Source organism: Mesorhizobium sp. Cs1321R2N1, assembly GCF_037179725.1.
In the GTDB taxonomy this organism is placed as follows: Bacteria; Pseudomonadota; Alphaproteobacteria; order Rhizobiales; family Rhizobiaceae; genus Mesorhizobium; species Mesorhizobium salmacidum.
On sequence record NZ_JAPYKP010000049.1, the window covers coordinates 24,597 to 36,026 of the forward strand.

At 63.8% G+C, this 11,430-nt stretch carries 16 protein-coding genes; 11 read left to right on the top strand and 5 right to left on the bottom strand.

The window, feature by feature from the left end; all coding sequences use genetic code 11:
* The first annotated feature begins 6 nt into the window (after positions 1-6).
* From O7A61_RS14985 to O7A61_RS15010, 6 genes are all read left to right on the top strand, one after another.
* Positions 7-1,206 carry an FAD-dependent oxidoreductase gene (locus tag O7A61_RS14985; protein ID WP_337130465.1) on the top strand — a complete coding sequence of 400 codons (1,200 nt, stop codon included), beginning with the start codon at positions 7-9 and terminating at the stop codon, positions 1,204-1,206.
* 212 nt (positions 1,207-1,418) lie between these two features.
* On the top strand, positions 1,419-1,622 hold the full coding sequence (locus O7A61_RS14990; RefSeq protein ID WP_140508552.1) for a hypothetical protein: 204 nt from the start codon (positions 1,419-1,421) through the stop codon (positions 1,620-1,622).
* A gap of 33 nt (positions 1,623-1,655) precedes the next feature.
* Positions 1,656-1,883: a hypothetical protein gene (locus O7A61_RS14995; RefSeq protein WP_245262156.1), complete on the top strand. Its 228-nt coding sequence runs from the start codon at positions 1,656-1,658 to the stop codon at positions 1,881-1,883.
* Positions 1,884-2,234: 351 nt separating this feature from the next.
* Positions 2,235-3,266: a hydroxyacid dehydrogenase gene (locus tag O7A61_RS15000; RefSeq protein WP_337130455.1), complete on the top strand. Its 1,032-nt coding sequence runs from the start codon at positions 2,235-2,237 to the stop codon at positions 3,264-3,266.
* 197 nt (positions 3,267-3,463) lie between these two features.
* Positions 3,464-3,841 carry a hypothetical protein gene (locus O7A61_RS15005; protein ID WP_337130456.1) on the top strand — a complete coding sequence of 126 codons (378 nt, stop codon included), beginning with the start codon at positions 3,464-3,466 and terminating at the stop codon, positions 3,839-3,841.
* Positions 3,842-4,170: 329 nt separating this feature from the next.
* Entirely contained in the window at positions 4,171-4,836 is a 666-nt protein-coding gene (locus tag O7A61_RS15010; protein WP_337130457.1) for a GntR family transcriptional regulator, read from the top strand.
* A gap of 58 nt (positions 4,837-4,894) precedes the next feature.
* Here O7A61_RS15010 and O7A61_RS15015 read toward each other — a convergent pair whose 3' ends face one another.
* Positions 4,895-5,896 (bottom strand): NADP-dependent oxidoreductase, encoded by a 1,002-nt coding sequence (locus tag O7A61_RS15015; RefSeq protein WP_337130458.1) that lies wholly within the window; start codon positions 5,894-5,896, stop codon positions 4,895-4,897.
* A 153-nt stretch (positions 5,897-6,049) separates the two neighbouring features.
* Here O7A61_RS15015 and O7A61_RS15020 point away from each other — a divergent pair, with 153 nt between their 5' ends.
* The 3 genes from O7A61_RS15020 to O7A61_RS15030 all read left to right on the top strand — a co-directional run bounded on the left by O7A61_RS15020 (position 6,050) and on the right by O7A61_RS15030 (position 7,867).
* Positions 6,050-6,685 (top strand): TetR/AcrR family transcriptional regulator, encoded by a 636-nt coding sequence (locus O7A61_RS15020; RefSeq protein ID WP_337130459.1) that lies wholly within the window; start codon positions 6,050-6,052, stop codon positions 6,683-6,685.
* Between the two features lie 347 nt (positions 6,686-7,032).
* Complete coding sequence (locus O7A61_RS15025) at positions 7,033-7,335, top strand: hypothetical protein (RefSeq protein ID WP_337108281.1); 303 nt, start codon at positions 7,033-7,035, stop codon at positions 7,333-7,335.
* A 196-nt stretch (positions 7,336-7,531) separates the two neighbouring features.
* The gene (locus O7A61_RS15030) at positions 7,532-7,867 is read left to right on the top strand and encodes a hypothetical protein (RefSeq protein ID WP_027144208.1); all 336 of its coding nucleotides are present in this window, start codon (positions 7,532-7,534) and stop codon (positions 7,865-7,867) included.
* Between the two features lie 82 nt (positions 7,868-7,949).
* On the opposite strand, the gene O7A61_RS15035 is transcribed toward O7A61_RS15030, so the two are convergent.
* From O7A61_RS15035 to O7A61_RS15045, 3 genes are all read right to left on the bottom strand, one after another.
* Positions 7,950-8,543, bottom strand: a complete 594-nt coding sequence (locus tag O7A61_RS15035) for a DUF6456 domain-containing protein (RefSeq protein ID WP_337130460.1) — start codon at positions 8,541-8,543, stop codon at positions 7,950-7,952.
* A gap of 80 nt (positions 8,544-8,623) precedes the next feature.
* Positions 8,624-8,929 carry a hypothetical protein gene (locus tag O7A61_RS15040; RefSeq protein ID WP_337130461.1) on the bottom strand — a complete coding sequence of 102 codons (306 nt, stop codon included), beginning with the start codon at positions 8,927-8,929 and terminating at the stop codon, positions 8,624-8,626.
* On the bottom strand, positions 8,850-9,512 hold the full coding sequence (locus tag O7A61_RS15045) for a YdaU family protein (RefSeq protein ID WP_337130462.1): 663 nt from the start codon (positions 9,510-9,512) through the stop codon (positions 8,850-8,852). Before O7A61_RS15045 ends, O7A61_RS15040 begins: the two co-directional genes overlap by 80 nt.
* A 92-nt stretch (positions 9,513-9,604) precedes the next feature.
* Here O7A61_RS15045 and O7A61_RS15050 point away from each other — a divergent pair, with 92 nt between their 5' ends.
* Together O7A61_RS15050 and O7A61_RS15055 are read left to right on the top strand one after the other, a co-directional pair.
* On the top strand, positions 9,605-9,886 hold the full coding sequence (locus tag O7A61_RS15050) for a DUF982 domain-containing protein (protein WP_140508531.1): 282 nt from the start codon (positions 9,605-9,607) through the stop codon (positions 9,884-9,886).
* Between the two features lie 93 nt (positions 9,887-9,979).
* Positions 9,980-10,288, top strand: a complete 309-nt coding sequence (locus tag O7A61_RS15055; RefSeq protein ID WP_442921073.1) for a DUF982 domain-containing protein — start codon at positions 9,980-9,982, stop codon at positions 10,286-10,288.
* Positions 10,289-10,401: 113 nt separating this feature from the next.
* Here the strand turns inward: O7A61_RS15055 and O7A61_RS15060 are convergent, their stop codons facing one another.
* On the bottom strand, positions 10,402-11,037 hold the full coding sequence (locus tag O7A61_RS15060) for a GcrA cell cycle regulator (RefSeq protein ID WP_337130464.1): 636 nt from the start codon (positions 11,035-11,037) through the stop codon (positions 10,402-10,404).
* Between the last annotated feature and the right edge of the window lie 393 nt (positions 11,038-11,430).

Below are 11,430 nucleotides of genomic sequence, written 5' to 3' on the forward strand. Positions count from 1 at the left end.
ACTGGCATGAAGGGCAGCGAGATGACCACCGTCGAGGCTGTCCCGGCCGAAGTCGACGTGGCGATCGTTGGCGCCGGAATGGCCGGCACCACGCTGGCCACCGCCTTGGGAAAAGCCGGCCGCAAGGTGGCGCTGATCGATCCGCACCGGATCCATCACGACGAGTTCCGGGCCGAGAAAATCGGTACCGACCAGATACGGCTGTTCGAGAAGCTCGGCCTCGACGAAACGATCAAACGTCTCGTCACACCGTTTGACGACATTCACGTCTTCCGCCTTGGCCAGCTGTTCGCGCGTGAGCGCAGGCCGGAATACGCATTTTCCTACGGCGCGTTGATCAACGGGCTTCGTGACGCCCTTCCCGCGCAAGTGCCGCTAACGGTCGGCAAGGTCGTCGAGGTCTCGACCGGACCGGACCGGCAGCGCCTGGTGCTGAGCGACGGCAGCGTCATCATCGCCCGCCTGCTGGTGGTCGCCACCGGCTACGGCGAAGCGGTGCGGCGCGCCATCGGCGTCGAACGCATCGAGCAATCGAAAGCCCATTCGCTGTCGATGGGTTTCGACCTCGCTGTCTCCCAGCTCGACTGCGGCTTTCGGGCCGTCACCTGCTACGGCAGGCGGGCAAGCGACCGCGTAGCCTACATCAGCATCTTCCCTCTCGGCGACAAGATGCGGGCCAACATGTTCGTGTATCGCACCGTGGCCGACCAATGGACGAGGGATTTCCGGGCCGATCCGCAAAAGATGCTTTGCGAGTTGATGCCCGAAATATCGGCGCAATGCGGCAACTTCGCTGTCGCAAGTCCCGTCGAGGTCCGGCAGGTCAATCTGACCACGACGCAAGGCCACCGTCGCGACGGGGTCGTCTTCATTGGCGACGCGTTCTGTACGACATGCCCGACGCCGGGCGTCGGCATAGGACGGGTCATGATCGACGTCGATCGGCTCCATTCCGTCCACATTCCACGCTGGCTGGAAACACCAGGCATGGCGGCGGACAAGATCGGCACCTTCTATGACGATCCGGTCAAGGTAGCTTCCGATGAGGCAGGCATGCGTGTGAGCGTATATGCCAAGCGGATCACCACCGAAACCGGACTGGAATGGCGCGCGCGGCGCCTGCGCAACAACACGGCACGCCGGCTGGTGATCATCGGCCGCAAGGTTCGCCATTTGGGACTGCGGCGGGAGCCGGGCATGGCGTGAGGGCCCTCCCGCCCTCTATCGTCAGAAGGCGCTTCCCTGGTGCCGTCCCAAAGGGCACCACATCTACCTCTCCCTCTCCCTCCCCTGCAGCGGAAAGGGAGTGCCGGGGCCTTTCCCCAGGACAATGACATAGCGCTGAAAAAAGCAAATCCAGTGCCGCTCAGCCGGAACCAGCGGCGCGCAGACAGGTTATGCCCGCAGGAGATCCTGTCATGGTCAAGAACATCGACCGAGCGTTGCAGGATGCCATTCTGGCGATGCGCATCCTTCGCAAATCCATCATTGATCATGGGCATATGGAAGCCATGGCCGAATTTGACGGCTTGATGAGCGTGACCATATCCGAGGCCGAGCGCCAACTCACCAGCTGGCAGACCGGTCATCGCGCCGAGCGATCAGGCCAGGCAAAATCCTGACGCGGTCGCTCGCAGCCGGCATCCGGCGGAACCTTGCCGCACACGATTGGTTTTATGGAATGCGACATGCCGCCGGAGAACGAAGTGGCCCGATTGGTCGACAAGAAAAAGCTTGAGAGAGCGGATCGCGAGTCGCGGATCATCCTCGACGCCGAACGAAAGGCCCGCGACGCAAAGACCGCCCGCCTTCGCAAGCAGCGGCTGTCCGCCGAGCCAAGCGGCGAGGAACAGAAGCCCGCACCGCCAAAGCCGCGGGGGTGATGGCGTGCTTTTCCCAAAGCAAACGGCGCGACCGGTCGCGCCTTTGTCACGGCTAGCGAATGCCTTCAGGTCAGCGTTACCGAAACTACAACGGCGGCGGTGACGGCCGAAAGCCGTTCGCGCTTCTGCCAGCTTGGCTTCTCGTATTTCTTCATCAGCTATTCCCCCTTTGTTGGATACCGCAGAGAAGACCGGCTTTGCCGCCAATGTCAATCGTGCCGGGACGGCTCTCTGATTTTGAGCGAACGCTCCTGCGCCGAGTAAATCGGTCTATTGTGGTTTCAAATCCGCTAGTCCGGGATAGATTTAGGACCGAGGAAGCGCCAGGAGCCGCTTCGGGAGGAGCTTGCCATGTCAGACACCGCCTTGCCGCTGGTCATCAGCGCGCCCGAGCCGCGCACGCTCGAGCTGATCTTCACGCCGCCGCAGCTGGCGCGGCTCAAGGCGCGTTACCGCATCGTCGAGACGACGCCGGACGGCGTGGCGCGACTGCCGGCCGAGGTGCTGGCCGAGGCCCGCTACATCGTCGGCCAACCGCCGATCTCGCCGGAGACGCTTGAAGCAATGACGGCGCTGCGCTGCGTCTTCAATGTCGAGAGCAATCTCCTCGACAACATGCCCTATGAAACGCTGTTTTCGCGCGGCATCCATGTCGTCACGACGGGCCTGGTCTTCGCCGAGCCGGTGGCCGAACTCGGCCTGGCCATGGCGCTCAACCTTGCCCGCGGCATCGTCGACGCCGACCTCGCTTTCCGCCAGGGGCAGGAACTATGGGGCGGCGACGGCAACCAGACAGCGCGGCTGCTTTCGGGCGCCGATGTCGGCATCATCGGCTTCGGCGATCTCGGCCGCGCGCTCAACCGCCTGCTGTCGGGCTTCCGCACCCGCACGAAGGTGTTCGACCCCTGGCTGCCGCCGTCGATACTGAGGGAAAATGGCGTCGAGCCGGCCTCGCTGGACGAGGTGCTGTCGCAAAGCGACTTCGTTTTCGTCGTCGCCTCGGTGACCTCGGAGAACCAGGGCTTTCTGGGCGCCGATGCTTTCGCCAGCATGCGCAAGGGCGCTGCCTTCATCCTGCTCAGCCGTGCCGGCGTGGTCGACTTCCCCGCCTTGATGGCGGCGGTGAAGAGCGGCCATATCCTCGCCGCCAGCGACGTCTTCCCCGAAGAGCCGCTGGCGGGCGACCATCCCGTGCGCACGCTGCCCGGCTTCCTGCGCTCCGCCCACCGCGCCGGCGCCCTCGACATCGCCTTCAAGCGCATGGGCGACATGGTGCTGGAAGACATGGACCTGATCGATCGCGGCCTGCCGCCGCTGCGCTCCAAACGCGCCGAGCGCGAGACAGTGTCGAGGATGCGCTCGAAGCCGTCGGACAGGAACTGATGCATGTCGCCCAGGGGCTGACATGGTCGTCGGGACATTACACCCGACCAAAGCGGGCGTCGCCGTTGCGCACGCCTGAGCTGTTCGGGCCGGTCCGTTCAATACTCCGCCAAGCTTCCCCCTCGTACCAAATCGTACGTTGAATCCCCTTTGAGATACCTCTTCGGAGGAGTAAATTAGTCCTGAGGGAGGTAGCGATGGTTGAAAGCCATATAGACATGGCGCAGGCAGCTATCGAAGCCAGCTTCCTGTTACGGCATCGTTCGATTGCTGGAAAAGCCGCCTTTCGCCGCGATTTGGACCATTCCCGGCGCGCGATCGCGCAATCACGCGAGCTTTTGGAACGGCTTCGCCGACGCCATCGCGATGACACCGGCCAAGCCTGGGAAGACGCGGCTCCCGTTGCCGTCTCCGCGTTCGATGCCGACATTCTCCGCGCTGTATTTCGAGATTTGGTCAGGGAAGCGAACGTGCCCGAGTGTCAATGGCGCGATCTGGCCAAAAACCTGGTGTCCGAGTTTACCGGCTACGAGCGGGTCGAGACCGGCTTGATAGAATGGCTCATTCACAAATAGGCCGACGCTTTTGGAAGCGTGAGAGACTGTCGGCGGTTACCGCGGATAGCTGCACCTCCGCAAGGCCCGTTCCCCCCGGGGTAAGCTTCCTGTTGTGATGGAACGATCGCGCCGCCGGCAGGTTTTGCAAATGGCCGGGCGGTGGGAAGCCCGGCGTACTCTAGAAGGCCCGTCACGAGTCGCGTCGGTGGCGGGCCTTTCCCTGTCGCAAGCAGCGAACAAAGGGATGGAGCATCCTGTTTTCGCCGGAAATGCTCTAGAGTGGCTTGCGGCCAATGAGAAATTGGCCGGGGTCAATCCTCATTGGCCGGACCAACAAGAGGATCGCGATGCTCAACACGGTCGACTATGGCGGCAAGGAAGCCGATATCGTCCACGCGCTGGAGGAAGACATCATCTTCGGCCGGCTGGCGCCCGGCACGCGCCTCGTCGAGGACGTGCTTCTGGCCCGTTTCCCGGTCTCGCGCCACACCATCCGCCAGGCCCTCTACCAGTTGGAAAGGCTCGGCGTCGCCACGCGCGAGCGCAACAAGGGCGCCATGGTGCGCCGGCTCGCGCCCGAGGAGGTCCGCCAGATCTACGAGGTGCGCGAGATGCTGCAGCGCCAGGCCGCGCTGATGATCCGCCTGCCGGCGAGCGACGCGCTGATCGGCGAATTGACCGAGATCCACCACGTCTACAGCGCCCATGTCGACGCCGGCTATCTCAGAGGCATTCACGAGGCCAATGACCGTTTCCACCTCACCATGTTCTCGGCCTGCGGCAATGCCTATCTGGTGTCCTCGATCGAGCACTATATGCGCCTCAGCCTGCCTGTGCGGGCCAATTCGCTGGCCGACCGGGACAAGCTCGACATCTCGCGCCAACACCACCTGATGATGATCGAGGCGCTGAAACGCAGCGACAATTGGGTGCTGGCGCAGCTCTGCGTCGACCATTTGCAGCCGAGCAAGGTTTTTTATCTCCAGGAGATCGAGACAGGGCCGGCGGGCTAGCGCCGGCTAGCGAACCGGCCGTCGCCGCGACATTGGGTCCTGCGGCTCCCGGCCGTCCCTATCTGACCTTCACGACCACCTTGCCCTTGGCACGCCCCGTTTCGACATAGGCCAAGGCTTCGTTGGTCTGTTCGAACGGAAAAGTCCGGTCCATGACGGGACGTATGACGCCGGTTTCGATGAGCGACGTGATCCGGCTCAGCTGGTCGCCCTGCGCCCACATGAACAGGAAGGAATAGTCCACACCGGCGCGTTTGGCCCTGCGGCGTATGCCAAGACTAAGCAGCCGCAGCACCAGCTTCAGCACGACGTTGAGGCCTTGCTTCCTGGCGAACTCGGGATCCGGCGGACCGGAAATGGATATCAGCTTGCCGCCCGGCTTCAGCACGCGCAGCGATTTTTCAAGCGTCTTGGCATCCTGGCTGTTCACGACGACGTCGTAGCCCTGCAGGACCTTCTCGAAATCGTCCTCACGATAGTCGACGGCGACATCGGCGCCGAGACTTTTCACCAGGTCCATGCTCGCCGCGCTCGCCGTTGTCGCAACCGTCGCGCCGAGATGCTTCGCCAGTTGGATGGCAAACGTGCCCACCCCGCCGGAGCCGGCCTGGATAAAGACCTTCTGGCCTTTCCTCAGCCCTGCCCTTTCGACCAGCACCTGCCAGGCGGTCAGACCAACCAGGGGAATGGAAGCCGCCTCCTCCATGCTGAGGTTTTTTGGCTTCAGGGCTACGTCGGCCTCATCCATGGCGATGAATTCGGCGAATGTCCCAATCCGGCCGTCGCGCGGCCGTGCATAGACTTCGTCGCCGGCTTTGAACTTGCGGACCTTCGATCCGGCCCGCACGACAATGCCGGCCACGTCGTGGCCAAGGACGAAGGGCGGCCGATAAGGCACAATGAGTTTGAACTCCCCGTCCCGGAGCTTTGAATCCAGAAGGTTCACGCCGGCGGCGTGGACCTCGACCAGGACATCATTGTCTCGCAATTCCGGTTCAGGCATGTCGGCGAGCCGCAGCGCGCCTTTCTTCTCATATTTGTCGGCGACAAAGGCTTTCATCATATTCGCTCTTTCACGATTGCGGTCTTTCCGGAATGCGCTTTCATTTTGATGCTCCAGAGCCTGTCAGGGCTAGCTTTCTTCCATAGGTTGAATTATGTTCGTAATATCAGATTATGATCATAATGCAATAGGACTTGGGAAGGACAGGACATGCGTTACGAAAAGAGCCGGAAGGACGCATCGCGCAGCCGGATCATGGAGGTCGCCACACAGCGGTTCCGGGGCGATGGCATCGCCGCCTCGGGACTGGCAAGCATCATGAGCGACGCCGGGCTGACCAACGGCGCCTTCTATCCGCACTTTCCCTCCAAGGCGGCACTTGTCCGGGAATGCGTAGCGGCGGCGCTGGAGGGTCAGTCGGGTCAGATCGCGCAGGCGCTGGCCTCCGGCGGCCTGGCAACGGCCATAGACGCCTATCTGTCGGCGCAACACCGCGATAATCCGGGCACGGGCTGCGCTTCCGCCGCCCTGTTGCCGGAAATCGCGCGGGAGCAGCCGGAAACGCGACAACTCTACACCGAACGCTTGATGACTTTGGTGCGCCAGGTGTCGGCCGCTCTCCCGCCGCATACAAGCGATCCGGAGGCGGTGGCATTCGGTATCTTCGCGACGCTCATCGGCGCGCTTCAACTGGCCCGCGCGGTGGAGGGTGGGGACCTGTCGGATCGCATCCTGGCGGCCGGAGCGGATGCGGCCCGGTCGATGGCGCAGCCGCGCGGCGCCGCCGGGCAGGAGCCGCCAGAGACCGACATAACCATCGCCGCGAAAACAGAGAGGGAGCGCTGAAACTTTCCGCGAGCCGGCCCCGTTGCTGCGTGATCGCCTTCCGGGCGATGACAAGACCCTCCAATCAATGCCTCGCTGGCTCGCCGGCGGGGTTTTTTTTGCCGAGCCGAGACCGCCTCCGGAACCGTCCGCAAATCGCGAAACTGGGAGAAGGTTGGCGAACATAACAAAGTCCTGGACCCCCTGCCCTGCGTTCGAATTTCTCAACGTTTTAGGATTTTCTGGAATATGTTTTGGCTTGTTTGAGCAATTTTGACCTGACAATCCGGAACTTCCGGGCAAACTGTTTCGTTAAAAAGCTTGATCGTTGCTTCGACGGTCACAAAGCAACAGGGAAGGACCTCACCATGAACATCAAGATGATCTGTCTTGGCGCGATGGCGCTTTCAATGGTCACCGGTTCGGCTCTCGCGGGATCCAGCAAGGGAACGTCCGCTCTCGATGATCCTGCCAAGATGAAGCCGTTCTACACGGACTCCGGCATGAAGACGATGGTCAGCAACGACGCCTTCACGAGAGCCTGGAAGGCGCTGACGCCCGAAGACCAGACGGCGATGAGAACCGCCTGCGCTGACGAGGTCAAGAACGCCAACCCCACCAACACGCATCCGGAATTCTGCAGCAGCGTGAAATTGATTGGCGGCAGCTGACAACGCGGCGCGGCCATGGAGACAGCCCCGCTCGCGGGGTTGCCTTTTTGTGACTGCTGACACGTGCGGCCAGACACCGCCCGCAGGTGCTTTCCGCCGCCACGGCCCACAAGTCGAACCCATCGATTCACCGATTTATGGGAACAGGGCTGCGACCTAAGCGTTTATTAGACACACCTTGAAAGAGGAGGTTGTCATGAAAAAACTCTTGCTCGCTTCCGTGATCGCGGTTGCTTCGGCGGTGGCGGTGATGGCCCCCGCAAATGCCGCCAGCATCACGCTCGGCATCGGGAACGGCTATGATGACGATTATTACGTGCCCAGACATCGCGACTACTATGGGGACTATTACCGCGACTACTCCGACTATGGCCCCTATTACGGCCGTCACCACTACCGTTACAGCATGTACGATAACGGCTATCGGCCGCGCTATTACGGCATGCACAGTCGTCGCTGCCACACCGAGGTGGTGAAGCACTGGCGTCATCACCACCGGATCATCGAAAGAGTGCGTGTCTGCCGCTATTGACCGTTCAAATTGATCTGGCCGGCATGCCGTCGGCCGGATCAATCATAGCCGTTGCAGAAGCATTCGGCGGTGTGGGACCACCTCACGGCCCCATCATCATCCCATAATGCACGGCCAGCAGGTCGAGCCCCACCTTCAGCAGCTTCGTCACCACGTCGCGTCCGTCGCCATCCTGCTCGGCCACGGTCTTCACCGGCTGTTCCAGGCACACGACCTTCTGCACAATCGCCGCCACGTCCCAATGCCCGAGCGCCCGTGTCGCGGCGGCATGCGCGCGGCCGGCGTTGAGCACGCTGTCGGCGATGCCGCCGCCGATGCGACCGCCGTCGACGCGCTCCGTCCAGCGCATCGGCTTGATATCAGCCCGCTGGCTGGACTGGAAATGCTCGCGGTAGCGCAGGCCGGCCTCGCGCTGCTGGCGCGACAGCGAGGTGATGCCCAGGAGCGGGTCGACATTGCGCACCCGTACGATGCCGCCGGTGGAAGTGTGGCCGTTATTCGACACCTCGTAGACGCGCCGCGCCTCGGCCGTGCCCGATGTCAACCGCTTGCGGCCGAAGGCATCGTCCTTCAGCGCGAAATCATGGCCGACCTCGCGGCGGATGCGCACCTGCTCGGCCTCGCCCTTGGGCAGTTTCGGCGCCTGCGGCCTGGCGGCTTTGGTTTTCTTGGGCATGGATGTGGCTCCTGTTGGGGGTCGGGTGTGTTTCCTTGGAAGGTCGCGATCCTTCGCGCCGACCTGTCGATCGAAACTCCTCATCGCTTCGCCAGCTTTGCAGCCGCCTCGACGCCGCGCCGCGCCAGCAGCTCCCGCATCAAGCGCCGCTCGCGCACTTCGATGCAGAGCTGCGCGCTCGAAGGGCAGAACTGCGCGTTGCCGCTCTTCACCTCGCCGCGCACGAAGCGCTGAATGGCGTCCTTGAGGTCGCCCAGCTCGGCATCGCTGACGGCCCCGAGATAGCCGCGCAGCTGCATCTCGACATCAGTCAGGGCGGATTGCGGGAAGCAGGAGAACATTGCCGCCAGCGCCTTCGTCGCCTGCTGCAGTTCGGCCGTGGTCATATCCGCGGATCTCCTCGATGATGGCGTTGGCGGCATCGCCGTGGGTTTTCGGCCTGATCCAGCCCGGAGGTTTCTTGGGCCGGCCCGGGCCGCGCGATCCCGACGTCGCCTCACGGCCCCCGATCGAAATCCCCGGTCTTTCGCGCGCCCCGCGCGCTGAAAAAGCGGGAGCTTTTTCCATCTGGTTTCTGGATTCTGGAGAATGCCGCATCAAAACATCGGCATTTGCCCCGGCATGCGCCTTTGTTTTCAAGGCGGTGGCGGCTCCGCCGCGCGCGCCGGCGGCCGCCCTCGCCTCGCTCTTGAGCCGCGCCTTGCGCAGCTCCTTCGTCAGCCTTTTGTGGCCGATCTCGCCGCTCTCGCGCTCGAAGAAGGCCAGCAGCTCGGCGCTGATCGCCCGCCATCGTTTCAACGGCAGCCGCGCCACGCGCGCCAGCCTGGCGTCATCGTCGGGCAAGCCGCCGCCGGCATTCCACATTGCCATCAGCAGCAGCATGTAGGCGCCGATCTGCTCGGTGGAGAGCTGCAGCGTGTCGCCGACGAAATCAGAGACGTAGAGCTGCATGAAGGGCCGTTCGCTCATGCCGCGCTCCACGCCGTGCTTCCAGCCGCGCTGATGGAACCAGCCGCCGGTCCGGACGTTATGACGCGTCCATGCCTAGGGGAGGTTTGCCTATGACGGCTTTCATGCCGGTGACCCTGCGTTTTTGCGACAACAAGACCATGCTGGTCGGCTCGGTGGCCGATGCGGCAACGGCGCTTCGTCACCAATGGCCCGACAAGACCGCGCCGGCCTATCTCGAGGCAGCCCGGCTCATCCGGCTCGCGGTCGAGGGTACTTGCTGCCCGCGCCCCGCGTTCGAGGCCTTTCGAGAGGCGGCAAGGCAACAAGGCATATTGGTGGCCAAGCCAAGAAGCCGCGCGCATGAGTGGCTCGACGCCGCGGCGAGCCCCTGAGAGGGTGGCGATGCAACCGCTTGCCGGCCTTGCGCGTTTATGAGCGTCGGCTTGAATGCCGCGCCTGGACCGAAGGTGAACGCCGTGGGTACGATGAAAACCGGAGTACCGCTCAAAGTGTCCCTGGACGGACATGTCGAGGAGATCGAAAACGTCAGCGATGCCGCCGATTTCCTCCAGCGTTGGCCGATCGAGCGGCGGGGCCACGTCTATCGTAGCGCGCTCAACGCCTGCAGCGCGGCCATCGCGGCGCAGATCTCGCAGTCCGATGCGATAAAAGTGTTCACCGGCTTTGCCCGGGTTGCCGGCATCCTGGTTGCCGGCGGTGGCCCGGCGACGATGCTGGAGAAACGAACGGTGCAGAGCCGCCTGCCCAAACAGGGCCGCCAGATACCGAAATAGCGGTGCGGCGCGATAGCTGTTCAAAGCAATTCTCCCAATATTTCGGCGATCGGGACTGGCGACGGCACGCAGGAGCGACTTTCTCCCGGTAAACTGGAAGAAGGGACCAAGCTTCACCCGGCTTCGCAAACACGGCGCTGGAAGCGCGCCTGATGATAGGTGCAGTAGCTTTTCATCGCCCTGGTGCGCATGCCGCAGCACAGCATGTCCTGGTCCGGCCGCCCGCCGGGCGCACCATTTTGAGGGTCTTCCTCCAGCGCCAGGTCGAGCGGCGCTCGGCAGCGGCTGAACAGGCAGTCGATGAAGCGCATGGCCACGCCATGCGGCTGTCGGCCGATGGGACCACGTGCCGGTGCGGGTACCTTGAAACGGTAGGTTTCCCCATCGGCGATCAGCACGCCCGCCTCGCGCTGGAAAAGCCGTGGCCGGACGGCAGAAGGAGCCCGCTTTGGCCGCGCGGCGGGTTTGGCCGGCTGCAGCGCGGCCCCGGCACGTTCGATTGTGGTTTCCGCCTTGGCGGCGCGGCGCGCTGCCTTGGCCGTCGCCGCACCGGCCGCCGGCAGGCCCTTGCCATTGGCAAAGCCGATCGCGCCCAGCATGCCGTTGCGGTGGACGATGCCGATAATGGCGTTGCGCGATACGCGCGCGCCACGCTGTGCGCTGAACGCGGCCGCGATCGTCGATGCCGAAAGCCCGTCCTTCAGCCAGGCGGCAATCGCCTGCAATTCGCTGTCGCTGTAGCCTGCCATGTCCGTCTCCATTGCGCGGCCAGCGGCCGCCGCGCACGGCACCGTCAGGCAAGCGTCGGGTTCGCCCGCAGACGCGATGGGCGCTGCCGGGCTTGGTCTGGCCTGTCGGCCGCTGGGATTGCCGTGGAAGGGCTGCTGTCAGCCCCGGCGGTCGGCCGGCGAGGCGAGGCGCGCAAGACGTGCCCGCGCCATGTCCCTGTCAGGGCCGCCCTGCCCGTCTTGGGCTCGTCAGGGATGACGGTGCCGTCCTGGGTGCGGATCAGGGAACAACCCGCGGCCGGGTAGAATGTGGCGGGCCGGAGCCGCGGGGAGCGGCGGCTCCGGCCGTTCCGGCCGCCAGTGACGGGCGGACCGGACGCGAGGCCGATGCACCAAGGCAATCGGCTTCGCGCT

Excerpts from the sequence above, each read along its gene's own strand:
- O7A61_RS14985 (WP_337130465.1), top strand. The coding sequence starts at position 7 with ATGAAGGGCAGCGAGATGACCACCGTCGAGGCTGTCCCGGCCGAAGTC.
- O7A61_RS14990 (WP_140508552.1), top strand. The coding sequence starts at position 1,419 with ATGGTCAAGAACATCGACCGAGCGTTGCAGGATGCCATTCTGGCGATG.
- O7A61_RS15000 (WP_337130455.1), top strand. The coding sequence starts at position 2,235 with ATGTCAGACACCGCCTTGCCGCTGGTCATCAGCGCGCCCGAGCCGCGC.
- O7A61_RS15005 (WP_337130456.1), top strand. The coding sequence starts at position 3,464 with ATGGTTGAAAGCCATATAGACATGGCGCAGGCAGCTATCGAAGCCAGC.
- O7A61_RS15010 (WP_337130457.1), top strand. The coding sequence starts at position 4,171 with ATGCTCAACACGGTCGACTATGGCGGCAAGGAAGCCGATATCGTCCAC.
- O7A61_RS15015 (WP_337130458.1), bottom strand. The coding sequence starts at position 5,896 with ATGAAAGCCTTTGTCGCCGACAAATATGAGAAGAAAGGCGCGCTGCGG.
- O7A61_RS15020 (WP_337130459.1), top strand. The coding sequence starts at position 6,050 with ATGCGTTACGAAAAGAGCCGGAAGGACGCATCGCGCAGCCGGATCATG.
- O7A61_RS15025 (WP_337108281.1), top strand. The coding sequence starts at position 7,033 with ATGAACATCAAGATGATCTGTCTTGGCGCGATGGCGCTTTCAATGGTC.
- O7A61_RS15030 (WP_027144208.1), top strand. The coding sequence starts at position 7,532 with ATGAAAAAACTCTTGCTCGCTTCCGTGATCGCGGTTGCTTCGGCGGTG.
- O7A61_RS15035 (WP_337130460.1), bottom strand. The coding sequence starts at position 8,543 with ATGCCCAAGAAAACCAAAGCCGCCAGGCCGCAGGCGCCGAAACTGCCC.
- O7A61_RS15040 (WP_337130461.1), bottom strand. The coding sequence starts at position 8,929 with ATGACCACGGCCGAACTGCAGCAGGCGACGAAGGCGCTGGCGGCAATG.
- O7A61_RS15045 (WP_337130462.1), bottom strand. The coding sequence starts at position 9,512 with ATGAGCGAACGGCCCTTCATGCAGCTCTACGTCTCTGATTTCGTCGGC.
- O7A61_RS15050 (WP_140508531.1), top strand. The coding sequence starts at position 9,605 with ATGACGGCTTTCATGCCGGTGACCCTGCGTTTTTGCGACAACAAGACC.
- O7A61_RS15055 (WP_442921073.1), top strand. The coding sequence starts at position 9,980 with ATGAAAACCGGAGTACCGCTCAAAGTGTCCCTGGACGGACATGTCGAG.
- O7A61_RS15060 (WP_337130464.1), bottom strand. The coding sequence starts at position 11,037 with ATGGCAGGCTACAGCGACAGCGAATTGCAGGCGATTGCCGCCTGGCTG.